The organism is Paractinoplanes ferrugineus (genome assembly GCF_016862195.1).
In the GTDB taxonomy this organism is placed as follows: Bacteria; Actinomycetota; Actinomycetes; order Mycobacteriales; family Micromonosporaceae; genus Actinoplanes; species Actinoplanes ferrugineus.
The window spans coordinates 198555-224211 of record NZ_BOMM01000003.1; the positions used below are offsets into that span (position 1 = coordinate 198555).

At 69.9% G+C, this 25657-nt stretch carries 22 protein-coding genes and 1 tRNA gene; 13 read left to right on the top strand and 10 right to left on the bottom strand.

Features of this window, described 5'->3' with window-relative positions; genetic code table 11:
- Positions 1-368 precede the first annotated feature (368 nt).
- From Afe05nite_RS03715 to Afe05nite_RS03725, 3 genes are all read right to left on the bottom strand, one after another.
- A tRNA-Arg gene (locus Afe05nite_RS03715) sits at positions 369-440 on the bottom strand.
- A 52-nt stretch (positions 441-492) separates the two neighbouring features.
- Entirely contained in the window at positions 493-1167 is a 675-nt protein-coding gene (locus tag Afe05nite_RS03720) for a DUF305 domain-containing protein (RefSeq protein ID WP_203815512.1), read from the bottom strand.
- Positions 1167-1982, bottom strand: coding sequence for a thioredoxin-like domain-containing protein (locus Afe05nite_RS03725; protein ID WP_239117526.1), 816 nt, complete (start codon positions 1980-1982; stop codon positions 1167-1169). The genes Afe05nite_RS03720 and Afe05nite_RS03725 overlap by 1 nt, the downstream gene beginning before the upstream one ends.
- Positions 1983-2067: 85 nt before the next feature.
- On the opposite strand from Afe05nite_RS03725, the gene argS reads away from it, so the two are divergent.
- The 5 genes from argS to thrC are packed head-to-tail and all read left to right on the top strand — an operon-like array spanning position 2068 to position 7914.
- On the top strand, positions 2068-3738 hold the full coding sequence (argS, locus tag Afe05nite_RS03730; RefSeq protein WP_203815513.1) for an arginine--tRNA ligase: 1671 nt from the start codon (positions 2068-2070) through the stop codon (positions 3736-3738).
- Between the two features lie 3 nt (positions 3739-3741).
- Positions 3742-5127 carry a diaminopimelate decarboxylase gene (lysA, locus tag Afe05nite_RS03735; protein WP_203815514.1) on the top strand — a complete coding sequence of 462 codons (1386 nt, stop codon included), beginning with the start codon at positions 3742-3744 and terminating at the stop codon, positions 5125-5127.
- Positions 5124-6473 carry a homoserine dehydrogenase gene (locus Afe05nite_RS03740; protein WP_203815515.1) on the top strand — a complete coding sequence of 450 codons (1350 nt, stop codon included), beginning with the start codon at positions 5124-5126 and terminating at the stop codon, positions 6471-6473. The genes lysA and Afe05nite_RS03740 overlap by 4 nt, the downstream gene beginning before the upstream one ends.
- 3 nt (positions 6474-6476) lie before the next feature.
- Positions 6477-6848 (top strand): VOC family protein, encoded by a 372-nt coding sequence (locus tag Afe05nite_RS03745; RefSeq protein WP_203815516.1) that lies wholly within the window; start codon positions 6477-6479, stop codon positions 6846-6848.
- Positions 6849-6864: 16 nt separating this feature from the next.
- Positions 6865-7914 carry a threonine synthase gene (gene thrC / locus Afe05nite_RS03750; protein ID WP_203815629.1) on the top strand — a complete coding sequence of 350 codons (1050 nt, stop codon included), beginning with the start codon at positions 6865-6867 and terminating at the stop codon, positions 7912-7914.
- Here the strand turns inward: thrC and Afe05nite_RS03755 are convergent.
- Complete coding sequence (locus tag Afe05nite_RS03755; protein WP_203815517.1) at positions 7900-8349, bottom strand: MarR family winged helix-turn-helix transcriptional regulator; 450 nt, start codon at positions 8347-8349, stop codon at positions 7900-7902. The genes thrC and Afe05nite_RS03755 overlap by 15 nt on opposite strands.
- Before the next feature lie 121 nt (positions 8350-8470).
- On the opposite strand from Afe05nite_RS03755, the gene Afe05nite_RS03760 reads away from it, so the two are divergent.
- Together Afe05nite_RS03760 and Afe05nite_RS03765 are read left to right on the top strand one after the other, a co-directional pair.
- Complete coding sequence (locus Afe05nite_RS03760; protein ID WP_203815518.1) at positions 8471-11710, top strand: efflux RND transporter permease subunit; 3240 nt, start codon at positions 8471-8473, stop codon at positions 11708-11710.
- Between the two features lie 39 nt (positions 11711-11749).
- Entirely contained in the window at positions 11750-13000 is a 1251-nt protein-coding gene (locus tag Afe05nite_RS03765; RefSeq protein ID WP_203815519.1) for an MFS transporter, read from the top strand.
- On the opposite strand, the gene Afe05nite_RS03770 is transcribed toward Afe05nite_RS03765, so the two are convergent.
- Positions 12959-13498, bottom strand: coding sequence for a hypothetical protein (locus tag Afe05nite_RS03770; protein ID WP_203815520.1), 540 nt, complete (start codon positions 13496-13498; stop codon positions 12959-12961). The two genes, Afe05nite_RS03765 and Afe05nite_RS03770, sit on opposite strands and share 42 nt — an antisense overlap.
- 61 nt (positions 13499-13559) lie before the next feature.
- Here Afe05nite_RS03770 and thrB point away from each other — a divergent pair, with 61 nt between their 5' ends.
- The 4 genes from thrB (at position 13560) to Afe05nite_RS03790 (ending at position 18632) form a co-directional block, all read left to right on the top strand.
- The gene (thrB, locus tag Afe05nite_RS03775) at positions 13560-14471 is read left to right on the top strand and encodes a homoserine kinase (protein ID WP_203815521.1); all 912 of its coding nucleotides are present in this window, start codon (positions 13560-13562) and stop codon (positions 14469-14471) included.
- 326 nt (positions 14472-14797) lie between these two features.
- Positions 14798-16915: a transcription termination factor Rho gene (gene rho, locus Afe05nite_RS03780; protein WP_203815522.1), complete on the top strand. Its 2118-nt coding sequence runs from the start codon at positions 14798-14800 to the stop codon at positions 16913-16915.
- Between the two features lie 134 nt (positions 16916-17049).
- Positions 17050-18216 carry a nitric oxide synthase oxygenase gene (locus tag Afe05nite_RS03785; protein WP_203815523.1) on the top strand — a complete coding sequence of 389 codons (1167 nt, stop codon included), beginning with the start codon at positions 17050-17052 and terminating at the stop codon, positions 18214-18216.
- A 14-nt stretch (positions 18217-18230) separates the two neighbouring features.
- The gene (locus Afe05nite_RS03790) at positions 18231-18632 is read left to right on the top strand and encodes a VOC family protein (RefSeq protein ID WP_203815524.1); all 402 of its coding nucleotides are present in this window, start codon (positions 18231-18233) and stop codon (positions 18630-18632) included.
- Here the strand turns inward: Afe05nite_RS03790 and Afe05nite_RS03795 are convergent.
- The 3 genes from Afe05nite_RS03795 to Afe05nite_RS03805 are packed head-to-tail and all read right to left on the bottom strand — an operon-like array spanning position 18629 to position 21218.
- Positions 18629-19246, bottom strand: coding sequence for an RNA ligase family protein (locus Afe05nite_RS03795; RefSeq protein WP_203815525.1), 618 nt, complete (start codon positions 19244-19246; stop codon positions 18629-18631). The genes Afe05nite_RS03790 and Afe05nite_RS03795 overlap by 4 nt on opposite strands.
- Before the next feature lie 2 nt (positions 19247-19248).
- Positions 19249-20145 carry a phosphatase domain-containing protein gene (locus tag Afe05nite_RS03800; RefSeq protein WP_203815526.1) on the bottom strand — a complete coding sequence of 299 codons (897 nt, stop codon included), beginning with the start codon at positions 20143-20145 and terminating at the stop codon, positions 19249-19251.
- A complete protein-coding gene (locus Afe05nite_RS03805; protein WP_203815527.1) occupies positions 20142-21218 on the bottom strand; it encodes an RNA ligase in 1077 nt (358 codons plus the stop codon). Before Afe05nite_RS03805 ends, Afe05nite_RS03800 begins: the two co-directional genes overlap by 4 nt.
- 210 nt (positions 21219-21428) lie before the next feature.
- Between Afe05nite_RS03805 and rpmE the strand changes: the two genes are divergently transcribed.
- A complete protein-coding gene (gene rpmE / locus Afe05nite_RS03810) occupies positions 21429-21650 on the top strand; it encodes a 50S ribosomal protein L31 (RefSeq protein ID WP_203815528.1) in 222 nt (73 codons plus the stop codon).
- A gap of 67 nt (positions 21651-21717) precedes the next feature.
- Complete coding sequence (gene prfA / locus Afe05nite_RS03815; RefSeq protein WP_203815529.1) at positions 21718-22809, top strand: peptide chain release factor 1; 1092 nt, start codon at positions 21718-21720, stop codon at positions 22807-22809.
- Here prfA and Afe05nite_RS03820 read toward each other — a convergent pair.
- The gene (locus Afe05nite_RS03820) at positions 22793-24136 is read right to left on the bottom strand and encodes an outer membrane protein assembly factor BamB family protein (protein ID WP_203815530.1); all 1344 of its coding nucleotides are present in this window, start codon (positions 24134-24136) and stop codon (positions 22793-22795) included. The genes prfA and Afe05nite_RS03820 overlap by 17 nt on opposite strands.
- Entirely contained in the window at positions 24133-25638 is a 1506-nt protein-coding gene (locus Afe05nite_RS03825; RefSeq protein WP_203815531.1) for a GGDEF domain-containing protein, read from the bottom strand. The genes Afe05nite_RS03820 and Afe05nite_RS03825 overlap by 4 nt, the downstream gene beginning before the upstream one ends.
- Positions 25639-25657 lie beyond the last annotated feature (19 nt).

A 25657-nucleotide genomic window follows, 5' to 3' on the forward strand; every position in this document is an offset into this window, starting at 1 on the left:
TTGGCTGCCCCGCATGCCCTCCGGGGCTACTCCGCGCACCTCCAGCTGCTTCGCGCGCCCTCCGGACTGCTTCATGCGCTCGCTGCTCCGCACGCCTCTGGCTGCTCCGCACGCCTCCGGCGGCTCCGCGCCGCTCTTTGGCTGCTTCGTGCGCCCTCCGGGCTGCTCCGCACGCCCTTTGCTGCTCTGCGTGCCTCCGGGCTGCTCCGCACGCCCTTTACTGCTCCGCGTGCCCCTGCTCTTGTGAGCGCCACCGGCAGCTCCCCGAGCACCACGGGAACGTGGGGCGTCCGGGGCTCGGCCCCGGAGCAGAAATAGCACGAGCTCCCAGTTCCGCGCGAAGTGCGGACAGGGAGCTCCCGAGATCGTGCCCCCGGCAGGATTCGAACCTGCGCTTTCGCCTCCGGAGGGCGACGCTCTATCCCCTGAGCTACGGGGGCTCAGTGGTTTCAGAGCCTAGCAGGCCCCGGGGAACCACTGCCAACCGGGTTATTACGACGCCTGGGCCTTCTTGAGCAGGTCGTCGATCAGCTTGATTTCGCCCTGCTGGGACTGGACCATCGTGCCGGCCAGCCACTTCACGTCGTCGTTGCCGGCGAGGCGTTGGGCTTCCTGGGCCATGTGGATGCCGCCCAGGTGGTGCTGGCGCATCAGGGTCAGGTATTGGATGTCCAGGGCTTTGCCGGTGGCTTGGCGCAGGGCGGCGAGCTGTTCAGGGGTCGCCATGCCGGGCATGAGGCCGTTGACCACGGAACCCTCGGAGTTCGGCATCCAGGACATGGGGGTCCGGGTGCTTGTCAGGTCGAGGTGCCAGTCGCGCAGCCACGCCTGCATGTAGCCGATCTGGCCGTGCTGGGTGAGGGCGATGTCGTTGGCCAGGTAGACGATCTCGGGGTTGTCGGACTTCTGATGGACGATCATCGACATCTCCACCGCCTGGGCGTGGTGAACGGCCATGTCGCGCAGGAAGCCGGCCTCGACCGAGTCGTCGCCGGGGGTGCGCAGGTGCGGCACGACGAGGCCGATGCCCAGGCCCAGGGCGGTGCCGACGACGAGTGCGGCGGCGACCAGCAGCCAGGTGAGCCGGTTGCGGCCGGTGGCGGCGCCGGTGCCGGTCGCGGATGCGGCGGCGTGGTCCGCCGCATCCGAGTCGGTGGAGATGGTCATCAGCTGCCGGCGCCCGTCATGCCGGTGCCGTTGGCGGCGGCGGTGACCGGGCCGGTCGTGGTGTTACCGCCGGAGCAGGAGATGCCCGGCTCGAGGGCGGACACGACGCGGGTGTCCTTGATGAACTCGTCGATGCGCGAGTCGCCGGCGTCGTCGGTCTTGAGCTGGAAGCCCCAGACCTGCACCGAGACGTTCTTGTCGAGGCCCGCGTAGGGCGACATGAACGTGTAGTCCTGGCCCTGGACCTTCTTCTTCAGGAGGTCGATCTGGTCCTGCGCCAGGCCCTCTTTGTAGGTGACCCAGACCGCGCCGTGCTCGAGGCTGTGCACCGCGTGCTCGTTGGCGATCGGGGCGGTGTAGACGTCGCCGTTGCAGTTCTGTGGGGTGGCGTTGTGTGCGCCACCGACCGGCGGGCTCGTCACGTAGGACAGCGTGCCGTCCTTGTGGGTGCGGTCGTCGATCGCCTTGTTCTTCTGGGCGCGGTAGTCGACGACGCCCTTGATGGCGGCGGCCTTGTCCTCCCAGCTCTTGGAGCCCTTGACGACGCTGAAGACGCCGAAGCCGATGATGCCGAGGGCGATCACCGCGACCAGGCCGATCACTGCGATCGGGCCCCAGCTGCGGCCGCCGCTGACCTTTACCGGCGTGACCGGTTTGCGGCCTTTGCCACCCTTGGCAGGGCCTTTGCCGGCGCCGGGCCGGGGCCCGGCGGGCTTGGCGCCGGCCTTGGCAACGGGCGGTTTGCCCTGACCGGAAGTCTTGCCGACCTTGACCGTGGACGGGACCCGTTCGGGACCCGGCGTGCTCATGCTCATCGTGCCTCGTCGATTCGTGAAAGCCGGTGGGGCGGGGCGCGGGAGGCCGCCGAATGCGGAAGTCTACCCCCGATAGCATGGTTGAGTGACTCCCGCCAAGCTTGCTGCCACCGTTCTCTCAGCTGCTCGTGCCGTGTTCGAGACCCGCGGGCTCGACACCGCGCTGCTGCCCGAGATCACCTCGGTGGAGCGACCCCGAAACCTCGAGCACGGCGATTACGCCTCCACCCTGGCGATGCAGTTGGGGAAAAAGGCCGGGGTGGCTCCGCGTGAGCTGGCCCAGGCGCTCGCCGCGGAGCTGGAGAAGCACCCGGCGGTCAAGGAGGTCGGCATCGCCGGTCCGGGCTTCCTCAACATCCGGCTCGACCCCGCGGAGATCGCCAAGGCGGCCCGCGACATCCTGGTGGCGGGCGCGAACTACGGGCATTCCGACACGCTGGCCGGGGAGCGCATCAATCTGGAGTTCGTCTCGGCGAACCCGACCGGGCCCGTACACATCGGCGGTGTCCGGTGGGCCGCGGTGGGTGACGCTCTCTCCCGGCTCCTGCGCGCCGCGGGCGCGCAGGTCGGCACGGAGTACTACTTCAACGACGCCGGGGCGCAGATCGACCGCTTCGCCCGATCGCTGTACGCGAGCGCGAAGGGCGACCCCGCCCCCGAGGACGGGTACGGCGGTGCCTACATCGCCGAGATCGCCACCGCCGTACGCTCGCAGGCGCCCGATGTTCTTGATCTTGATGAGGCCGAAGCCGTCGAGACGTTCCGCCGGGTGGGCGTCGACCTGATGTTCGCCGAGATCAAGGCGTCCCTGGACGACTTCGGCGTCAACTTCGACACCTACTTCAACGAGAAGGACCTGCACGCGCGCGGTGAGCTGCAGCAGGCCCTCGACCGGCTGCGCGAGCAGGGCCACGTGTTCGACACCGACGGCGCGGTCTGGCTGCGCACCACCGACTTCGGCGACGACAAGGACCGGGTGCTGCGCAAGTCGGACGGCGACTGGACCTACTTCGCCGCCGACTGCGCCTACTACCTCGACAAGCGCAACCGGGGCTTCGAGCGCTGCGTCTACATGCTCGGCGCCGACCACCACGGCTACGTCGGCCGGATGAAGGCGATGGCCGCCTGCTTCGGCGACGACCCGGAGAAGAACATCGAGATCCTGATCGGTCAGCTGGTCAACCTGGTGCGTGACGGCGAGCCGATGCGGATGAGCAAGCGGGCCGGCACGGTGGTGACGCTGGAGGACTTCGTCGACGCGCTCGGCGTGGACGCCACCCGGTACGCCCTGGCCCGGTACTCCTCCGACTCGCCCATCGACATCGACATCGACCTGTGGACCAGTGCGAGCCGGGAGAACCCGGTCTACTACGTGCAGTACGTGGCGGCCCGCACGGCGAGCGTGGCCCGGCAGTCCGAGGCGGTCGGTCTGCGCCGCGGCGACGAGGCCGACTTCCGGCCCGAGCTGCTGGTCAACTCCAAGGAGACCGAGCTGCTCAAGGCCCTCGAGGAATACCCCGAGACGGTGTCCCGGTCGGCCGAGCTGCGCGAACCGCACCACGTCGCCCGCCTGTTGGAGAAGATCGCGGGGGAATATCACCGCTTCTACGACGAGCCGGCGTGCCGGATCCTGCCCAAGGGCGACGAACAGATCGGCGACGGCAACCGTGCGCGGCTCTGGCTCAACGACGCCACCCGTACGGTGATCGCTAACGGGTTGGCCCTGCTCGGGGTCTCGGCCCCCGAAAGGATGTAGGGCATGCGAGCTCATGAGGCCGGGGCGCTGCACGGCGACCTCGGATACACCGGGCCCGCCTGGTTGCGTACGCCCGGGGACGTCAACGCCCTCGTGCCGCAACTCTGGCCGCGCACAGTGACCCGCGCCGAGACCGGGTTCTTGCAGGTCGGCGGGGTCAGCGTGGCCGAGCTGGCGGAGGAGTACGGCACCCCCGCCTACTTCCTCGACGAGGCCGACCTGCGTTCGCGATGCCGGGAGTTCGTGGCCGCGTTCGCCGACGCGGACGTCTTCTATGCCGGCAAGTCGTTCCTCTGCAAGGCGGTCGTCAAGATCGTCCACGAGGAGGGCCTGTTCCTCGACGTGTGCACCGGTGGCGAGTTGGCGGTCGCCCTCAAGGCCGGCTTCCCGCCGGAGAAGATCGGCTTCCACGGCAACAACAAGTCGCCCCGCGAGCTGCAACGGGCCCTGCAAGCGGGGGTCGGCCGGATCATCGTCGACTCCTTCGACGAGATCACCCGGCTCACCGAGCTGGCGCGTGAGCAGGGTAAACGACCCCGAGTGCTGATCCGCGTGACGGTCGGTGTCGAGGCTCACACCCACGAGTTCATCGCGACCGCGCACGAGGACCAGAAGTTCGGTTTCTCGCTGGCCGGCGGCGCCGCCTTCGCGGCCGCCGTGCGCATCCTCGACGACGGCGTCCTCGACCTCATCGGGCTGCACTCGCACATCGGCTCGCAGATCTTCGACACCAGCGGCTTCGAGGTGGCCGCCCGCCGCATCGTCGAGCTGCAGGCGCAGATCCGCGACGCCCGCGGGGTCGAGCTGCCCGACCTCGACCTGGGCGGCGGCTTCGGCATCGCCTACACCACCCAGGACGACCCGGCCACGCCGGGCGACCTGGCCAAGCGGATCAACAAGATCGTCGATTCCGAGTGCGAGCTGGCCAATCTGCGCCGGCCCCGGCTCTCCATCGAGCCCGGTCGCGCGATCGTCGGCCCCGCCGTCTTCACCCTCTACGAGGTCGGCACGGTCAAGGACGTCGACGGCATCCGGACCTACGTGAGTGTCGACGGCGGCATGAGCGACAACATCCGCACCGCGTTGTACGACGCGTCCTACTCGGCGACGATGGCCAACCGGGCGAGCGCCGCCGAGCCGATGCTGGCCCGCGTCGTGGGAAAGCATTGTGAAAGCGGGGACATCGTCGTGAAGGATGAATTCCTGCCCGCTGACGTGCAGCCCGGAGATTTTATCGCGGTGCCGGGAACCGGCGCCTATTGCCGGAGCATGGCCAGCAACTACAACCACGTGCCTCGGCCGCCGGTGGTGGCGGTGCGCGACGGCGCCTCCCGGGTGATCGTGCGCCGGGAGACCGAGGACGACCTGCTCGCATTGGATGTTGGATGAGCTCTGAGTCTGCCCGCAGCGGCAAACCCCGGAACCGAAGCGACGAGAAACCGCTCCGCCTTGCGCTGCTCGGGTGCGGGACGGTCGGTTCCGAAGTCATCCGCCTGCTGCACGACCAGGCCGGCGACCTCACCGCGCGGATCGGCGCACCGCTGGAGATCGTCGGCGTCGCGGTGCGGCGGCTCGGCCGGGCGCGCGGAGATCTCCCGGTCGACCCGGACCTGTTCACCACCGACGCGCTCGGCCTGGTCAAGCGGGACGACGTGGACGTGGTCGTCGAGGTGGTCGGCGGCATCGAGCCGGCGCGCACCTGGCTGGTGGAGGCGTTGCGCGCGGGCAAGAGTGTGATCACCGCCAACAAGGCGCTGCTGGCCGAGGACGGCGCCGCGTTGCACGACGCCGCCGCCGACGGCAACGCCGACCTCTACTACGAGGCTTCGGTGGCGGGTGCGATCCCGCTGCTGCGGCCGCTGCGCGAGTCGCTGCACGGCGACCGGGTCACCCGGGTCACCGGCATCGTCAACGGCACCACCAACTTCATCCTCTCGTCGATGGACAGCACCGGCGCCGGCTTCAGCGAGGCCCTCGAGGAGGCCACCGAGCTGGGTTACGCCGAGGCCGACCCGACCGCCGACGTGGAGGGCTTCGACGCCGCGGCCAAGGCGGCCATCCTCGCCTCGCTGGCGTTCCACTCCCGGGTCACCGCGGCCGACGTGTTCCGTGAGGGCATGACCGGGGTGACCGCCGGCGACATGGCCAGCGCCAAGGAGATGGGCTGCACGATCAAGCTGCTGTGCATCGCCGAGCGCGGCCCCGACTCGGCCGGCCACGAGTCGGTGAGTGTGCGGGTGCACCCGGCGATGATTCCGTACTCGCACCCGCTGGCCGGTGTCGGCGACGCCTTCAACGCCGTCTTCGTCGAGGCCGACGCGGCCGGTCAGCTGATGTTCTACGGCCGGGGCGCGGGCGGCACGCCGACCGCGAGCGCGGTGCTCGGCGACATCGTCGCGGCGGCCCGCAACCGGCTCGGCGGCTTCCGGGCGCCGAGCGAGAGCAACTACGCCCACCTGCCGGTACGGCCGATCGGCGAGGCGGTCACCCGCTACCACATCAACCTCGACGTCGACGACAAGCCGGGCGTGCTGGCCGCGGTCGCCGGCGTCTTCGCCAAGCACGAGGTGTCCATCGCCACGGTCCGCCAGTCGGGCCGGGAAGACGACGCCAAGCTGGTGATCGTCACCCACGGCGCCCCCGACGCGAACCTTGCCGCTACGGTCGAGTCTCTGTCGCAACTGGACATAGTCCGATCCATCGCCAGCGTGCTGCGCGTCGAGGGAGGGGCCTGAGCCATGCTCGACCACGTGGGGTTCCAATGCGCCGATCTGGCCGCGAGCGGGGCGTTCTACGACGCCGTGCTGGCGCCGCTCGGGGTGCGCCGGCTGGCCGACTTCCGGGTCGCGCTCGGTTACGGCTCCGGTGAGCACGCGGATTTCTGGATCGGCGAGTTCAATGAGGGCCAGGGTTTCCGCGAGTCGCACATCGCGTTCGTCGCGGCCGACCGGGCCCAGGTCGACGCCTTCTTCGCGGCCGCCGTCAAAAACGGCGCCGAGGTGCTGCACGAGCCCCGCATCCACGAGGAATACCACGAGAACTACTACGGGGCGTTCGTCCGCGATCCGGACGGCAACAATGTCGAGGCTGTAAGCCACCGTCCGGAGTGAGGGATTGAGAATGGCCATGTATCGGGGACTGATCGAGCGGTACCGGGACCGGCTGCCGGTCACCGGCACCACCCCGGTGGTCACGTTGCACGAGGGGAACACCCCGCTCGTGCCCGCGCCGGTGCTGTCCCAGCGCGTCGGCGCCGATGTCTACCTCAAAGTCGAGGGAGCCAACCCGACCGGTTCGTTCAAGGACCGCGGCATGACGATGGCCGTGTCCAAGGCGGTCGAGGAGGGCTCGAAGGCGATCATCTGCGCCTCCACCGGCAACACCAGCGCGTCCGCCGCGGCGTACGCGGCCCGGGCCGGCCTGACCTGTGCGGTGCTCGTGCCGCAGGGCAAGATCGCGCTCGGCAAACTGGCCCAGGCCCTTGTGCACGGGGCCAAGCTGCTCCAGGTGAACGGCAACTTCGACGACTGCCTGGCGCTTGCCGCCAAGCTGTCGCAGGACTTCCCGGTCTCCCTGGTCAACTCGGTGAACATCTTCCGCCTGCACGGGCAGAAGACCGCCTCCTTCGAGATCGTCGAGGCCCTCGGCGACGCACCCGACATCCACTGCCTGCCGGTCGGTAACGCCGGCAACATCTCGGCCTACTGGATGGGCTATCTCGAGGACAAAGACGCCGGTAACGCCACGAAGATGCCGAAGATGTACGGGTTTCAGGCGTCCGGCGCGGCCCCGATCGTGAACGGCGAGGTCGTTCCGGAGCCGTCGACGATCGCCACCGCCATCCGCATCGGCAACCCGGCGAGCTGGACCAAGGCACTGGACGCCCGGGACACCTCGGGGGGCCTCATCGAGGCGGTCACCGACCGGGAGATCCTCTCCGCCTACCGCCTGCTCGCCCGTGAGGTCGGCGTCTTCGTCGAGCTGGCCAGCGCGGCCAGCGTCGCCGGTCTGCTCCAGCAGGCGCAGGCGGGCAAGGTGCCGGCCGGTTCGACGGTGGTCTGCACGGTCACCGGGCACGGCCTCAAGGACCCGGAGTGGGCGATCTCGACCGCCCCGTCGCCCACCACCATCCAGAACGACGTGATGATCGCCGCGCGGGAGCTAGGCCTGGCCTGACTCCTCCTCAGCCGCCTTCAGCAGAAGAAGCGACGCTTGAGCCACGATCTCGAGTTGTTCGTCTGAGAGGCGGCTGAGGAGAGCGCGCATCTTCGACTCGCCGGCGTTCAAGATGCTCCCGATGAGCTGGCTGCCCTTCCTCGACAGGCCGATCCGGCGGACGCGTCGATCGTGCGCGTCCTCGGTGCGGGCCACCAGGTCCTGCTGGACGAGCCGGTCCACCATGCCGCTGAGCGTGGCCAGGCCGACGTCGAGCAGGCCGGCCAGTTCGCCGCCCGACACATTGCCGTGCCGGGCGAGCAGCATGAGGATCTTGAGCTGGGACAGCGTCAGGTGGGACGAGAAGAGCGGATCGGAGCGGTCCCACCCGAACAACTGCTGGAGACGCTGCTGCGTGCCCATAATGTCCGCGATGAGCTGTTCGTTCCCGGCCAATGACAACCCTTCTTCGTGAAGCTCTGATGGCCGGACGGTACCAGCGGACCCCGGCGAAAAATCATTTGTTCGCGTCAGGCAAACTATTCGTGCAGGCCGAACTTTTACGGGGGGAGCGTCCATGTCATTCCTGACCCGGCTCAGTCTCGCCAACCGAGGCCTCGTGGCCTTGATCGCGATCGTGATCAGCGGTTTCGGGGTCTACGCCATCCCATCTCTCAAACAGCAGCTGTTCCCGACGATCGAGCTGCCCGCCGCGTTCATCAGCGCGGCGCTGCCCGGTGCCGGTCCCGAGATCATCCAGGACCAGGTGACCAAGCCGATCGAGGACGCGGTCAAGGGTGCCGACGGCATCGACTCCGTCCAATCGACGACCAGCGAGGGCTTCGCCACGGTCGTGGTGTCCTTCGTCTACGGCACGGACATCGACCAGGCCGTCAACCAGCTCACCACGTCGGTCAACCGGCTCCAGCCGCAGTTGCCCGACAACGTCGAGCCGCAGATCTTCTCCGGCAGCACCGACGACATCCCCGCGATCATCCTCGCGGCCTCCGGCGGCACCGATGAGAGCGACCTGCTCAACAAGCTTAACCAGATCGTGGTTCCCGAGCTCAACGCGATCGCCGGGGTGCGTGACACCCAGGTGACCGGCGCCCGGGCCAAGCAGGTCGTCATCACGCCCGACCTGGCCAAGATGACGGCGGCGGGAGTCAGCCCGCAGGCGTTGACGACGCTCCTGCAGTCCAACGGCATCTCGATCCCGGCCGGTGCGGTCAGCGACGGCAATCGTTCGCTGAACGTGCAGGTCGGCAACCCGATCACGTCGGTCGACGACATCAAGGGCCTCTTCCTCACCGGCAGTCGTGGCCCGGTCAAGCTCGGTGACGTCGCCGCGGTGGAGAGCAAGCTGCCCACCGCCACCGCCTACACCCGTACCGACGGCAATGACAGCCTCGGCATCGCGGTGACGGCCAAACCCGACGGCAACCCGGTGCAGATCTCCCACGCGGTCCGCGACAAGCTCGCCGACCTGGCCAAGGACTCCGGCGCGAAGCTCACCGTCGTCACCGACCAGGCGCCGTTCGTGGAGCGGTCGATCGAGAGCCTGACCACCGAGGGCCTGCTCGGCCTGGTGATGGCCGTGATCGTCATCCTGATCTTCCTGCTCTCGGTGCGCTCGACGCTCGTCACGGCCGTGTCGATCCCGCTGTCCGTGCTGATCGCGCTGATCGCGCTGTGGGTCGGCGACTACACGCTCAACCTGCTCACCCTGGGCGCGCTGACGATCGCGGTCGGCCGGGTGGTCGACGACTCGATCGTCGTCCTGGAAAACATCAAACGACATCTCGAGTACGGGGAACAGAAGGGTCACGCGATCATCGCGGCGGTCCGTGAGGTGTCCGGTGCGGTCACCGCCTCGACCCTCACCACAGTCGCAGTCTTCCTGCCGATCGCGCTCGTCGGCGGCTTCGTCGGGCAGATCTTCTCGTCCTTCGCGATCACCGTGACCGTCGCCCTGCTCGCGTCGCTGTTCGTGGCGCTGACCGTGGTTCCGGTCCTGGCGTTCTGGTTCCTCAAGCCGCCGCCGGCCGGTTCGGACACCGAGGCGGTCCGCAAGGCCGCGGAGGAGAAGGAGCTCCGCAGCCCGCTGCAGCGTGCCTACCTCCCGGTGATCCGGTTCGCCACCCAGCGGCGCGTCGCGACCCTGCTGATCGGCGTGTTCGTGCTCCTCGGCACCGGCGTGCTGGCGGGCCAGCTCAAGACCAACTTCCTGGACCAGTCGGGGCAGGACTCGCTGAGCATCTCCCAGGAGATGCCGGTCGGCACCAGCCTCGCCGCCACCGACACCGCGGCCAAGAAGATCGAGGCGGTCCTCGCCGCCCGCGACGACGTGAAGACCTACCAGGTCACGATCGGCAACAGCAGCGACTTCAACCCGTTCGCCGGTTCCGCCGGCGCGAGCGCGGCCAGCTTCCAGGTCGGGCTCGACGAGGACGCCGACGCCGAGAAGGTCACCGGCGAGCTGCGCAAGCAGTTCGAGTCGATGACCGACGTCGGCGACGTCACCATCGGCGGCGACAGTTCCGGCCTGGGCGGCAGCGAGCTGTCCGTGCAGGTCAAGGCGGCTGACAACGACGTGCTCTCGACCGCCGTGCAGCAGGTGCAGCAGGCCATGTCGGCCACCGGCGGGGTCGCCGACGTGAAGACCACGCTGGCCGCGAGTGTGCCGCGGCTCGACGTGAAGGTGAAGCGGGACGTGGCGGCGAGCTACGGCCTCACCGAGGCGTCGATCGGCCAGAGCGTGGCCGCCGCGTTCCGGGATGCCCCGGCCGGTCAGGTGTCGGTCGACGGCGCCAGCGAAAAGGTGGTCATCTCGTTCGGCGAAGCGCCGGCCGACGCCGCCGCGCTCAAGGCGATGCCGCTCACCACCGCTCGTGGCCCGGTGCGGCTCGACCAGGTCGCCGAGGTCAACGAGGTGTCCGGGCCGGAGAAGGTCACCCGGGTCGACGGCAACCGCAGCGCGTCGGTCACCGGCACCGCGACCAGTTCCGACGTCGGTGCGACCACCAAGGAACTGCGCAAGAAGCTGGACGCGCTCACCCTGCCGGCCGGTGCGTCGTGGTCGCTCGGCGGCGCCAGCGCCGACCAGGCCGAGGCGTTCCAGCAACTGCTGCTCGCCGTGCTCGCGGCCATCGCGATCGTCTTCATCATCATGGTGGCGACGTTCCGCAGCCTGATCCAGCCGGTCATCCTGCTGGTGTCGATCCCGTTCGCGGCCACCGGTGCCATCATCCTGCTGCTGGTCACCGGCACCGCGCTCGGCGTACCGGCACTGATCGGCGTGCTGATGCTGGTCGGCATCGTGGTCACCAACGCGATCGTCCTGATGGACCTGATCAACCATTACCGCCTGGCCGGGATGGGTGTTCAGGAGGCGGTGGTCGAGGGCGGCCGGCACCGGCTGCGGCCGATCCTGATGACCGCCATCGCGACCATCTTCGCGCTGCTGCCGATGGCTCTCGGGCTCACCGGTGAGGGCGGCTTCATCAGCCAGCCACTGGCCATTGTGGTCATCGGCGGCCTGGTCAGCTCGACGCTGCTGACCCTGGTGCTGGTGCCGACGCTCTACACGATGGTGGAGAACGGCAAGGAGCGGCGTAAGGCCAAACGGGCCGCGAAGCGGGCGGCCAAGGGCCTGCCGGCGGAGACCGACCCGCAGGCGCCGCAGTCCACCGAGAAGGGCGACGTGCTGCCGGCGGACACGGTGGTGGAGCCGGCCGCGTCGAGCGGGGCGTTGCGCGGCTACACCGACCAGTTCGAGGTCCTGAAGGTGTCGCGGCGCAAGGACGAGCCGAAATGAGGTAGGGCCCGCAATTGACGGCGCGTACCGTTCCGGTACGTGCCGTCAATGCTTTCGGTCCTTACCCGCAACCGCGACTTCCGCCGCCTCTTCGGCGCCGAGCTGGTGGTTTTCGGCTCGGACTGGTTCGTCATGGTGCCGCTGCTGGTGCTGCTGCCCGAGCTGACCGGCAGCGGCGTGTGGGGCGGCCTGGTGCTGGCGGTCGACACCGGGATCAGCGCGCTGCTGCTGCCGTTCACCGGTACGGTGGCCGACCGGTTCGACCGCCGCCGCATCCTGATGCTCGCCAATCTCGCCGCGTTCGCCGCGGTGCTGCTGCTGTTCGCGGTGCGGTCGGCGGCCACCGCGCCGCTGGCCCTGGTCGCGATCGGCGCGATGGCGGTGGCCAAGGCGTTCTACACGCCGGCCGCGTCGGCGGCCCTGCCCAACGTCGTCGAGCCGGCCGACCTGGCCGCCGCGAACGCGATCTCCGGCTCGACGTGGGGCACCATGACGATCGTCGGCGCATCGCTGGGTGGCGTGGTCGGCAGCGTCTGGGGGCCGTACCCGAGTTTCGGCATCACCGCCGTCTGCCTGCTGCTCGGCGCGACCCTGACCGCCCTGGTCCGGCGCCCGTTGCAGGCACCCCGCTCGGCGGAACGACCGGCCGCGTGGCACGCGATGCGCGAGGCGTTGCGTTACATCCGGGCCCGGCCGCTGGTGCGGGCGCTCATCACGGTCAAGGCGGCGGCCGGTCTCGGCAACGGCGTGCTCATCGTGTTTCCGCTGATCGCCGCCCTGCACGGGGCCGGTTTCCTGGGCGCCGGCCTGCTTTTCGCGGTGCGCGGCGCCGGTGCGCTGGTCGGGCCGTTCGTGTTGCGGCCGGTGCTCGGTCGCCGCTCGTGGCTGCTGACCTGCCTGGCGCTGTCGATGGCGCTCTACGGCGTGAGCTATCTCGGGGTGGCCTTCGCACCCTGGTTCCCGCTCGTGCTCGTGCTGGTCTTCGTGGCGCACTTCGCCGGTGGCGCCAACTGGACGCTGTCGAACTACGCCCTGCAGAGCGAGGTGCCGGACCGCTTACGAGGCCGCGTCTTCGCCCTGGACATGATGCTGGCGACGATGGCCATCGCGATCAGCCAACTGGTCGCCACCGCCGTGGTCGACCGGGTCGACGAGCGGGTGATCCTGGCCGGTTGTGGCCTGGTCACCGCCGTCTATGCGATCGGCTGGCGGATCGCGACCCGCAAGCTCTCGCTCACCGACCAGCCGTCACCGATCAGCGGGCGGGACGGTGCCGACGGGCGGGACTGAGCCGGGGGCGGCCGGGCTGGGTGGGGTCGGGCTGGGTGGGGTCGGGCTGGGTGGGGCCGAATCGGGTGGGACGGCACCGGGTGGCGGGCCCCAGGTGGCCGGGGCGGCGCCCGGCGGCGGGCCCCAAGGGGTGGGGGCGGCTCCCGGTGGCGGCGGAGCCGGCTGGCGTGCGGCCAGCAGAGCCGCGATGAGCAGGCCGAGGCCGGCGGCGACCAGCAGCGACATGATGATGCCGAAGATCGCGCTGGCGATGCCGTAGGTCTGCACGAAGCCTCGCTCATAGGACATCCGCGACAGCAGCTGTGGCAGCAGGGCCGTCCACAGCATCGACGCGGCGCCCTCGACCAGCATGATCACCAGGCCGAGGCGGGCCAGCTGCCGGCTGCGCGGGGGCAGGCGGCGGCCCTGGGTGCCGAGCAGGACCAGACCCACCACGAGCACGCCGAAGACCGGTGCCTGCACCAGGAAGGTCCCGAAGAACGCGCCAACTGAGATCACCGGCGAACCGTACCGGTCGGGTGCGACATTTCCGTGCGTGATCAACGCTTAGCATGTGCCGATGGGCCTGACCTTCGTGACCGAGCCGGTTTCCGTGCGCACGCCGGCCACCAGCGCCAACCTGGGCCCCGGCTTCGACGCTATGGGTCTCGCGCTGACCCTCTACGACGACCTGACCGCCCGGGTCACCGACGGCGGCTTCGGGGTGACCGTGACCGGTGAGGGCGCCGGCGAGTTGCCCGGCGACGAACAGCACCTGGTCGTCCGGGCGATGCTGGCGGCCTTCGACGAGCTCGGCGGGCGTCCCGCCGGGCTGGCGGTGGAGTGCGTCAACCGCATCCCCCAGGCCCGCGGCCTCGGCTCCTCCTCGGCGGCCATCGTCGGCGGCATCGAGCTGGCCCGCGGGCTGGTCGCGGGCGGCCGCCGACTGCTGGACGACGAGGCCGCCCTGCGCCTCGCGGCCCGGCTCGAGGGACATCCCGACAATGTCGCTCCGTGCCTGTTGGGCGGCTTCACCATCGCGTGGACCGAGGGCGCCGGCGGGCGCGCTGTGCGGTTGGACACACACCCGGCCGTACGGCCGAAGGTCTTCATCCCGACCGAGCGTGGCTACACCGCGAGCGCTCGCGCCGCGTTGCCTTTCGAGGTTCCGCACGCCGACGCGTCGTTCAACGCCGGTCGCGCGGCGCTGCTCACGCACGCCCTCACCACCGATCCCGGTCATCTGCTGCCGGCCACCGAGGATCGGCTGCACCAGGGCTATCGGGCCGTGGCCATGCCGGGCACCGCGTCGCTGGTGGCGGCGCTTCGATCGGTCGGCGTGGCCGCGGTGGTGAGTGGCGCGGGCCCGACCGTGATCGCATTGTCCGAGGTCCCGGCCGATTTCCACGCCGGAGCTGAATGGCGCGTCGAGATGTTGGGCGTGGATGCGCACGGTGCTCTTGTCAAAGGGAGTATGGTGGAACTCGCCTAGCGGGGCCCTGTTGCCGCAGGTCGTAAGAGTTGACTACGCTCAGGACCTAGCACAGCCGCGAAGCAAGCGATTCCTGCGGTTCGGCGCGCACCCCCGAGACTCCGGCCGGTTCTGCCGTCTCTCTAGCAAGGCACACGCCGAAGTAGCAGTTCTCCCACGTCGCTGCACTCGCCGAGACCTACTCGTCAACGTAAGACGGGCAGGGACACCGTCGGGCTGCTGTGCTGCATAACTCCCGCGCCGCTCCGGCGAAGCGGGTTCCGAGCCTCCCGGCCGATTTGGCTGCACACCGGGGGACACGGGCTTTTTCCGACGGAAGGAATCCATTGAGCGACACCACCGACGTGACGTCGGGTGTTTCTGACGTCGCTGACGACGGCGCCGGCACCACCGCGACCGCCACGAAGCGCCGCCGGGGCGGCACCGGGCTGTCCGCGATGCTGCTGCCTGAGCTGCAGAGTCTTGCCGCGTCCCTCGGCATCTCCGGCACTGCCCGGATGCGTAAGGGCGAGCTGATCACGGCCATCACCGAGAAGCAGAGTGGTGGCGCGCCGGCTGCCGAGAAGGCGCCGCGCCCCCGTGCCAGTGAGGTAACCGCCGAGGCCGCGCCGGCCCCGATCGCCGAGAAGGCGCCGGTTGCCGAGCGGGCGCCAGTCGTCGAGCGGGCGCCGGTTGCCGAGCAGGCCCAGGTCGTCGAGCGGGCGCCAGTGGTCGAGCGGGCGCCGGTTGCCGAGCAGGCACCGGTCGCCGGGAAGCCGGCCGAGGCGCCGCAGACCGCCGCCGCTCCGGCGACGGAGGCTCCGGCGACCGAGGGTGGCAACAGCCGCCGCAGCCGCGAGCGCAACACCGCCCCGCGTGACCGTGACCGGGAGCGGGAGTCCGCCGCGGCGGCCACGCCCGTTGCCGAGCCGGTCAGCACCACGCCCCAGCCGGAGGTCGGCGAGCAGCGTGCCGAGCGTCCGGAGCGGGGCGACCGCAACCGCGATCGGCAGCGCGGCAACCAGCGCGACGACCGCGACCGTGGCCCGCGTGACGACCGTGACCGCAACCAGCGGGATGACCGCGGCCCGCGGACCAGTGACCAGGGTCACGACGATGACGACGACGGCGGCGAAGGCGGTCGGCGCAGCCGGCGCAGTCGCTTCCGGGACCGTCGCCGCGGCCGTGACCGCGACGGCGACACCGCCGGCAGTGTCGGCGGCGGTGGCGGCCAGCGGGAGAGCGGCGGCCAGCGGGACAGCGGGGGCCAGCGCGACGGTGGTGGCCAGCGTGACAGCGGCCGTGAGCCGCACGTCAACGAGGACGATGTGCTCGTCCCGGTGGCCGGCATCCTCGACGTGCTCGACAACTACGCGTTCGTCCGGACGACCGGTTACCTGTCCGGGTCGAACGACGTCTACGTGTCGATGTCGCAGGTGAAGAAGTACGGCCTGCGCCGCGGTGACGCGGTGACCGGTGCGGTGCGAGCCACTCCGCGCGACAGCGGCGGCGACAACCGGCGCGACAAGTACAACCCGCTGGTCCGGCTGGACACGATCAACGGGATGGAGCCCGACGAGGCTCGCCGTCGTCCCGAGTTCTACAAGCTGACCCCGCTCTACCCGCAGGAGCGGCTGCGTCTCGAGACCGAGCCGCACATCCTCACCACCCGGGTCATCGACCTCGTCATGCCGATCGGCAAGGGGCAGCGCGCGCTCATCGTGTCGCCGCCCAAGGCTGGTAAGACGATGGTGTTGCAGGCGATCGCCAACGCGATCACCCACAACAACCCCGAGTGCCACCTGATGGTCGTGCTTGTCGACGAGCGGCCCGAAGAGGTCACCGACATGCAGCGCTCGGTCAAGGGCGAGGTCATCGCGGCCACGTTCGACCGTCCGCCGCAGGACCACACCACGGTCGCCGAGCTCGCCATCGAGCGGGCGAAGCGGCTCGTCGAGCTGGGCCACGACGTCGTCGTGCTGCTCGACTCGGTGACCCGTCTCGGCCGGTCCTACAACCTGGCCGCGCCGGCCTCCGGCCGCATCATGTCCGGTGGTATCGACTCGACCGCCCTCTACCCGCCCAAGCGGTTCCTGGGTGCGGCGCGCAACATCGAGAACGGTGGCTCGCTCACCATTCTCGCCACCGCGCTTGTCGAGACCGGCTCGATGATGGACACGGTGATCTTCGAAGAGTTCAAGGGCACGGGTAACGCCGAGCTCAAGCTCGACCGGAAGATCGCGGACAAGCGGGTGTTCCCGGCGATCGACATCGACCCGTCGGGCACGCGTAAGGAAGAGATCCTGCTCGGCAAGGAAGAGCTGGCGATCATCCACAAGCTCCGCAAGGTCCTGCACTCGCTGGACTCGGGCGCCGCGCTCGACCTGCTGCTCGACCGCCTCAAGCAGACCCGCACGAACGTCGAGTTCCTGATGCAGATCGCGAAGTCGACGCCGGGCGAATAGCACGCACAAAAGGGACGCATCCTCATCACATCGATGAGGATGCGTCCCTTTTGTCGCACACGGTGTCTGACTTCCCACTCCCGGGGTCGGGCAAGTTTCCGAGTACCACTCGGCTCACCGTGGGAGGTAACTCGATGATCGTGCCCGGCTACCGGGACCATCCGACCGAGCCGTGGGACCGGACCGCGCCTGCCGATCCGGCCGAGGCGGAAGACTTCCTGCGTCGCTGCTACCTCGAGAACCCCCGGCTCGGGCCGGTCGAACCGCGACTGGCGATCGTCCGCGCGCAGATCGCCGCCACCGGTACCTACGTGCACACCACCGAGGAACTCACGCACGGTGCCCGGATGGCGTGGCGCAACGCGAGTCGCTGCATCGGGCGGCTCTACTGGCGCAGTCTGGTGGTGCTCGACCGGCGCCGGGCGCGTACGGCTGACGAGATCTTCTCCCTGCTCGTGCATCACCTGCAGGCCGCCGGGGCCGGCCCGCTCCGGCCGGTGCTCAGCGTTTTCGCGGCGGCCCAGCCCGGCCAGCCGTTCGCCCGGGTGTGGAACGAGCAGCTGATCCGTTATGCCGGCTACCGCGACGAGGGCGGGCGCCGGGTCGGGGACGGCGGGCAGGTCGAGTTCACCGCCGCCATGAATGGATTCGGCTGGCAGGGCAAGGGCGACCACTTCGACGTGCTTCCGCTGGCGATCGAGACACCCCACGAGGGCGTACGCCTCTACGAGCTCCCGGAGCGGGCCGTGCGTGAGGTTCCACTGGCCCACCCCGAGTACGACTGGTTCACCGAGCTGGGTCTGCGCTGGCACGCCGTACCGGCCATCTCGAACATGCGGCTCACCATCGGCGGCGTGCACTATCCGCTGGCGCCGTTCAACGGGTGGTACATGGGAACCGAGATCGGCGCGCGCAACCTCGCCGACACCGACCGCTACGACATGCTGCCCACCGTCGCCCGGCGGATGGGGTTGGACACCACAAGGGAATCGACGCTGTGGCGGGACCGGGCGCTCGTCGAGATCAATCGGGCGGTGCTGTGGAGTTTCGAGAGGGCCGACGTGCGGATGTCCGACCACCACACCGAATCGCAGCGGTTCCTCGCGCACATCCGCAGTGAGGAGAAGGCCGGGCGGCCGGTGCCGGCCGACTGGTCGTGGATCGTGCCACCGATGTCCGGGGGGATCACCCCGGTCTTCCACCGCTACTACGACGAGATGGACCTGCGTCCGGCGTTCTACCTCGACGACGAGGCGGCCCGGCTGGCTCGGGAGGGAAGCCGGTGCCCGTACCGAAAATAGGGGATCATTCGGTAATGACTTCGTTCATCTCGCACACGACAGTGGACTGCGCCGACGCCTATGCGCTGGCCAAGTGGTGGGGGCAGGTCCTCGACTACGTGGAGAACGCCGATGACCCCAACCTGCCCGGACACGAGGAGTGCCCGATCATGAAGCGGGACGGGTCGCACACGGTGTTGTTCATCCAGGTGCCGGACGCCAAGACGGTGAAGAACCGCATCCACTTCGACCTGCGGCCGGCTGCGGGCACCCGGGACGAGGAGTTGGCCCGGCTGATCGACCTCGGCGCCAAGCCGATCGACGACCTGCGCAAGGCGGACGGCTCCGGCTGGATGGTGCTGGCCGACCCGGAGGGCAACGAGTTCTGCATCCTGCGCAGTCACGACGAACTGGCCGTCGCCGCGAGCCGGGGCTAGGCGAATTCGTTCACTGCGAAGTCGTCGCGGTGGCGCCACGCGGCGTCGGTGCGCACATGTTCAGCCCGTACCCATTTGAGCAGTTTGTGGGTGAACTCGGCGGCCGGGATCCGACCGGCCGCACGCACCACGTAGCCCTCCGATCTCTCGGGGTCGCGTTGCGCCGCCCAGGCGGCGCGGGCCTCGCTGAGGCTGCCGCCGCGATAGAGCACCGGCACCACCGGCAGTTCCAGCCGGCGCGCCCAATCGACCGTGTCGTCCCAGCCCAGCAGGGTGTCGGTTTCGTCCCAGATGCCGAAGACGATGAACACGCCGGGCAGATCGGAATAGGCGATGCTGCGCCGCGCCCACATCGACTCGCCGCACACCCGCCAGTCGTCGGGTATCCGGTAGGAGGTCATCGCCCACAACGCCTTGGCCGGCCGGTCCCACGGCTGGGTGCCGGAGTCGACCGACCGGCCGTACATCGCGTCGCGGGTGAATGTCAGGTTGCCGCCGTCCAGCTTCTCCGTCACCACCAGTTCACCGTCCAACCACGACAGATCACGCTGAATCCGGTCGTCGGCGGTTGCTCCGGGCGAATCGGGCAGATGGAAGGTGCGTGGGTACTTCAAGGTCAGAAGTCTCCCTCCGCAACCTGGAACACGGTGAGGCCGAGTGCTCGCCACATGCGTACCACCTGTTGGCGGTCGTCGAAAACCCCGGCGACCCGCCACCGGTCCCGGACCTGCGAATCGAAGATCTCCCGCTTGACTATCGCGTCCTTGCGGCTGTCGCCGGCCGGGCGCATGAACAGCGCCTCGTACGGGACACCGACGTACAGCTCGAGCCAGGCCTCGGTCTCCGGCCGGCAGACCTCGTCGCGTCCGGAGCAGAAGACGACGGCGTAGCCGGCCGCGTGCATGGCCCGGACCGCCGCGATGACCGCCGGGTTGGGGTTGTCCTCGCCGACCCGCGACCATTCGTAGGGGCTGCGTCCGGCCATCAGCGCGACCGTGCCGTCGATGTCGACGAGCACCGCCGGCGGCAGGTCCGGATCGGGCTCGTAGCCGACTCCCGGCCCGGCCGGATCGACGAACGGCACCGGCAACGGCAGATTCTTGCCGGCCAGGTAACGCTCGTGCATGCGCCGGATGCCGGCTTCGCCGACCCGGTCGGACTCGGGCCGGTCGGCGTCGCGGCGCAGGCATTCCTCGAGCGGTACGTCGGTGAAGTCGTGCACCTCGAAGGTGGCGCCGTGCCGGGCGGCGAGTTCGGCCCATTCGCGTACGGTCTTGGCCCGCAGGTTGGTGTCGTCGACGATCACGTCGGCGTGCGCCCGCAGCAGCGCCTCGACCGCGGCCCGCTGCGCATGCGTCACCTGGGATTCGGCCCACTGGGTGAAGAGCCGGTCGCCGTGCAGCATCCGCCGCAGGTCGTCGCGGTTGACCCGGACCACCCGGGGCTGCAGCTTGCGGGCGAAGGTGGTCTTGCCGGACGCCGGCAGCCCCCGGGTGATCAGCAGTCTCGTCATTCCTCGGTCACCTTGACTCCGTGCGGGGTCCGGTCGCCGTCCGGACGTGCCTGCTGCCAGATCATCGGACGGTAGTCCTTGCCGTCGAGCCGCAGGAACAGTGCTCCCCGGTGTTCGCTGCGCACCGCCAGGGCCGCGAACTCCTTGCGGCCCCAGCCCGCCGGCAGCCCGGCCTCGATCTCCGCGAACGCCGCCTCGATCGCCGCCACGTGGGCCTCGACGGTGGCGGTGAGCTCGTCGGCGACGCCGCGGACCCACGGATGGAATTCCTCCGGGAGCGGCTCGAGCAGGGCGTCCAGGTCACCGCCGGTGGCCATGACTTCCCAGACGGTACGGGCGGAGAGCCCGGTGACCAGCCGATGCAGCCGGACGTACCCGGCGTACTTGATCTTCACCCGCTGGTCGAGCTCGGTGAAGTGCACGACCAGGCCCTCCCGACCGGCGCGCGGCGGTGCGGCGAGCGCGTCGGCGAACGTCGGGTAGGTGAAGCTCTCCACGACCGGTCCCGGCCAGTCCGGCACGGCCTCCGGTCCGTAGCTGCGGCCGGTCGCCATCTCGACGGCGCCGAGGAGGATGAGGTCGTCCAGCCCGTCGTAGTCGAGCACGATCCGGTTGCCCGGGTAGACGATCTCGACAAGCACGGTGTGGCCCACCGGCGGGACAACCCCGGCATACCGCGTACGCAGCACCTCGGTGGCGTGCCGCGCCTGGTCGGAGGTGAAGGAGCCGCGGGTGGCCACGGCGAGTCGCGACCCGTCGTGGTAGATGATCCCGAGCGAGCCGTCCGCCTTGTCGGTCACGCGCACCTTCATGTCAAGGTCGACTTCCGGCGCGTGCGACTCGTTGTGGTTGAAGAACTTGGCGAACGGCCGCGCGACGATCCGCCCCGCGTCGTCGACGATCAGGCCCCGGCAGGCGAGCGTGACCGGGGTCCACGCCCCCGCGTACTGGCACGCCTCGGTGTAGTTGTAGATCACCAGGGGCAGGCTGGGGTGCCGCTGCAGCCGGACCAGTCCGGTTTCCACCGCCGTGGTCAGTTCGACCTGATCGAGGATGTCGGCGAGCAGCGTCATGGGACCTTTCCTTCCGGCGGGAATGCTGCGAGGGCCACTCACGTTATCGACACCGGATCAGGAAAGTCGCCCGATTTCTCGTCGGAGTGCCGGGCATGGCAGACTGGTTAATCGGCAAGGTTCCGGTTCACGCCCGAGCCCACCGCCCTGGCGGGGCGGCGCGGTGCTGACAGCGACCCGGCGACCACATTCAGAGAGGGACCGAGAGCAATGAAGAGCGGAATTCACCCGGAGTACACGACCACTGAGGTCATCTGCTCCTGCGGCAGCACCTTCAACACCCGCAGCACCGCCAAGGGCGACATCCGTGTCGAGACCTGCAGCGCCTGCCACCCGTTCTACACCGGCAAGCAGCGCGTGCTCGACACCGCGGGCCGGGTCGCGAAGTTCCAGGCCAAGTACGCCAAGGTAAACGCGGCCAAGAAGAAGTAACTGCTTCAACGGCGCCCGCACCCCTGCTCTACAGGGGGCGGGCGCCGTTCGTGTCTGGGGGTTTGGGATGAGTAACGACCGGCTGAGCATGCTTCTCGAGGAGTACGCGGAGTTGGAGAAACGGATGGAGGACCCCTCCATCCACTCCGACCAGGCCCTCGTGCGCCGTGTCGGCCGTCGTTTCGCGGAGCTCGCCCCGGTCTACGCGGCCCACGCCGAGCTCCAGGCGGCGCGGGACGACCTGGCCGCGGCAAAGGAACTCGCGGCCGAGGACCCGGCGTTCGCCGGCGAGGTGGACGCGGTCGCGGCCGCCCTGGCGCCGCTGGAGGAGAAGCTCGGCGAGATGCTGATCCCGCGCGACCCGAGCGACGCCAAAGACGTGATCATCGAGATCAAGGCGGGCGAGGGCGGCCAGGAATCGGCGCTGTTCGCGGGCGACCTGCTGCGCATGTACACCCGCTACGCGGAACGGCACGGCTGGGTGGTCGAGGTGATCGACTCGCAGGAGTCGGACCTCGGCGGCGTCAAGGACATCTCGGTCGCGGTCAAGACCAAGGGTGTGCCCGAGGGCGGCCACGGCGTCTGGTCGCGGATGAAGTGGGAGGGCGGCGTGCACCGGGTGCAGCGCGTCCCGGTCACCGAGTCGCAGGGCCGCATCCACACCTCGGCGGCGGGCGTGCTGGTGCTGCCCGAGGCCGAGGACGTCGAGGTGCACATCGAGGCGAACGACCTGCGCATCGACGTGTTCCGGTCGTCCGGGCCGGGCGGGCAGTCGGTGAACACCACCGACTCCGCCGTGCGGATCACCCACCTGCCCACCGGCACCGTGGTGAGCTGCCAGAACGAGAAGTCGCAGCTGCAGAACAAGGAATCGGCGATGCGCATCCTGCGGTCCCGGCTGCTGGTGATGGCGCAGGAGGAGGCGAACGCGGCGGCCTCCGACTCGCGTAAGGCCCAGGTGCGTACGGTCGACCGCTCGGAGCGGATCCGCACCTACAACTTCCCGCAGAACCGGATCACCGACCACCGGATCGGCTTCACCGCCTACAACCTCGACCTCGTGCTCGGCGGCGAGCTCGACGCCGTGCTGGACGCCCTCGGCGAGGCCGACCGGCAGGCCCGGCTGGCCGGCGACACGGAGATCAGCCGACGGCCGTGATGTCCAGCGTGCTGTCGCGCACGCAGGCCAGATAACCGGACGTGGTCCGGCAGATGTCGTCGTTCGTGACGTCGGCGACGGCACCCAGCATGCGCTGCGCGCCGTCGGCCGGGTCGATCGCGATCACCGCCGTCCGGCCCGGCGGGTCGACGACCCCGCGCAGGAACATCGGCACCTCGCCGGCCTCCTGCGGATATGCCACCCGGCCCGGGACCGGCGCGCCGATCCTCGCCCCGGTGGCCGGGTCGAGAAGGAAACTGCCGCCGGCCCGCTCGTCCTGGCTGACCATGATCCGGTCGGGACCGGCCGGCCACAGATCGCGCACGCCGGCCAGTTCCCACTTCGTCCGCCCGGTGAGCGGGTCGTGTCCGGCGATCCCGGTGGGCCCGACGCTGCACAGCAGGTGGCCGCAGGTGGTGACGTAGCCGGCGTCTCCCGACGTGCGCCACAGCAGCCGGAAGTCGGCCGCACTGTAGACGAGGGACTCGGTGTCGAGCATCTGGTCGCGCATCACCACCAGGTAGCCGTCGGCCGACAGCAAGGTGTTGGTCCGCTGCTTGGTGCTCTTCCCGGGCAGGCGCATGCTGTGTCGCAGCCGGCCGCTCGCGTAGTCGTAGACATCTACCAGGCCGTCCTGGGTGACCGTGCCGAACGCGACGGTGCGGCCGCCGGCCCGGATCGGGGTCCACGAGACCGTCGCGGGCGTCGACCGGCTCCAGAGCACGGCGCCGTCGGCCAGCCGGATCAACCGCAACCGGACGGTCCGGGCCTGCTCGTCGTCGTCCGCGACCAGTGTGGTGCTCTCCGTCTCGGTCGCATCGGTCGCCCCGTCGACCCGCCACCGCTCGTCCCCGGTTGCCGCCTCCAGCGCGATCGTGGTGTGCACGGTCTCGTAGTAGGAGCGGCTCCCGTCGTCCTCCTCGTCGGAGATCATCACCGGGTCGGCCGGTACCAGCAGCAGGTCGCCGACCCGCTGGGGTTTCCGACCACCGAGCGCGGTGCGGGCCGGCACGCTCCACCGCAGCTCGCCGGTGACCAGGTTGTAGGCCGAGACCTTGTCGGATCGGGTGACATAGGCGGTGTCGGCCGACAGCGACCAGGCCTCACCCTGACGCAGCGGCGTGGCCCACAACTGGTGCACCCCGGTCGTGTCCGCCGGTGCCGAACCGGCCAGGGCGAACGCTCCCACCAGCGCGAGCACGGCCAGCGCGACCCGGCGCAACCGCGGGATGTCGAGCGGTGCCGGCGGGGGAGCGGTCTCGTCGGTGCCGACCTCGCCCAGGTCGATCGTCGTCAGCACACCGCCGCCGGGCTCCCGCGTGGTCATTTCGTCGGCGCGCGATTCGCCGCCGCCGCGGCCAGCGCCGCGCTCAGGGTGCGCCCCTTGGAGCCCACCTCGGACCAGCCCGCGGCCAGGCCGATCGGCGTGCCCGGCACCAGGATCTGCCAGTTCTCCGCGTTGGTGGCGGCGGTGATCCGGCGGGACACCTCGGCCGCCTGTGCGGCCCCGGCACCCGGCAGCACCACCACGAACTCGTCGCCGGCGAACCGGGCCACGAAATCGCCCCGGCGCATCACCCGGTTGAGCACCCCGGCGATGCGCTGGAGCACCAGGTCGCCGCAGTGCCGGCCGTGGCGCACGTTGACCGCGGTGAAGCCGATCAGGTCGCAGACGCCGATCGCCGCGCGTTCGCCGCGCTCGAGCATGGACCCGACGTAGCGCTCCAGCTGGCGACGGTTGGGCAGGCCGGTCAGCGGGTCGGTCAGGGTCTCGTCGCCGTAGCGGGCGGAGTCGCGACCGGTCTCCTGGGCGTCCAGCCGGGCCGCCACCCCGTCGAGGTAGCCGTCGCGCAGGCGGTCGATGCGCTGGGCGGCGAGGCGGAACGCGTACCGGTCGGCGGCGTGGGCGGCGGCGTGGTCGCCGGCCGCCGCGTGGCAGATGCTGCGCAGCCGGGCCGGCTCGGCCGCGCCGAGGATCTCCGGTGAGACCGGCACCGTGTCCAACATGGTGAGCGCTTGCTGCGGCCGGCCGGCCGCGATGCTGAGGCAGACGCGGCCGAGGTGGCCGAGATCGCGGCTGCGGATGCTGTCACCGCCGCCGGTGAGCCATTCGGCGGCGTTCGCCTGGGTCTCCTCCCCGAGGGCGGCACGCCGGGCCAGGGCGTAGCCGTAGGCGGCGCGACTCCCCGGGCGCATCTGGTCGGCGCCGATCGCGATGTAGCGGCTCAGCTCGGCGTCGATGTCGCGCAGCACGCGCAGGCAGCCGTCGGTGTCGCCCTGGTGGTCGAGGGAGACCGCGTTGCGCAGCCGGATCCCGGGCGCCGCGAAGATCTCGGGGGCCAGGCCGACCGCGGCGCCGACCTGGCGGGCCTGCTCGATCGCGACCAGCGCGTGGCCGTGAAAGCCCAGATAGGAATAGGCCATCGCGAGGTCGTGCCAGCCCCAGGCGGTCTCCCGGTCGCTCTCCTGCACCGCGGCCAGCGCCCGCGACGCCTGCACCAGGTGGGTGATGCCACGGTCCAGATTGCTCTGCAGGTGCGCGCCGAGCGCCGCGAACGCGTGCATCTGGCCGCGCAGGTAGGCGTCGGGGATCTCGCGGACCGCGTTGGCGGCCATCGTCATCGAGGTGGACAGTTCCGCGACCCGACCCAGATTGATCAGTGCGCCGAAGCGCTGGACCAACGCGTACGCCCGGGTGGTCGGGTCCGTCGCGATGGACAGGACCCGGTCGAGGATCGGGAGCGCCTCGGCCGATCGACCGTTTTGTTGCAGGTGCCCGGCACGCTTCAGCTCCTCGACGTTTTCAGGGAGCTGGTCCAACCAACTCACCGGGCGCCTCCCACCGCGT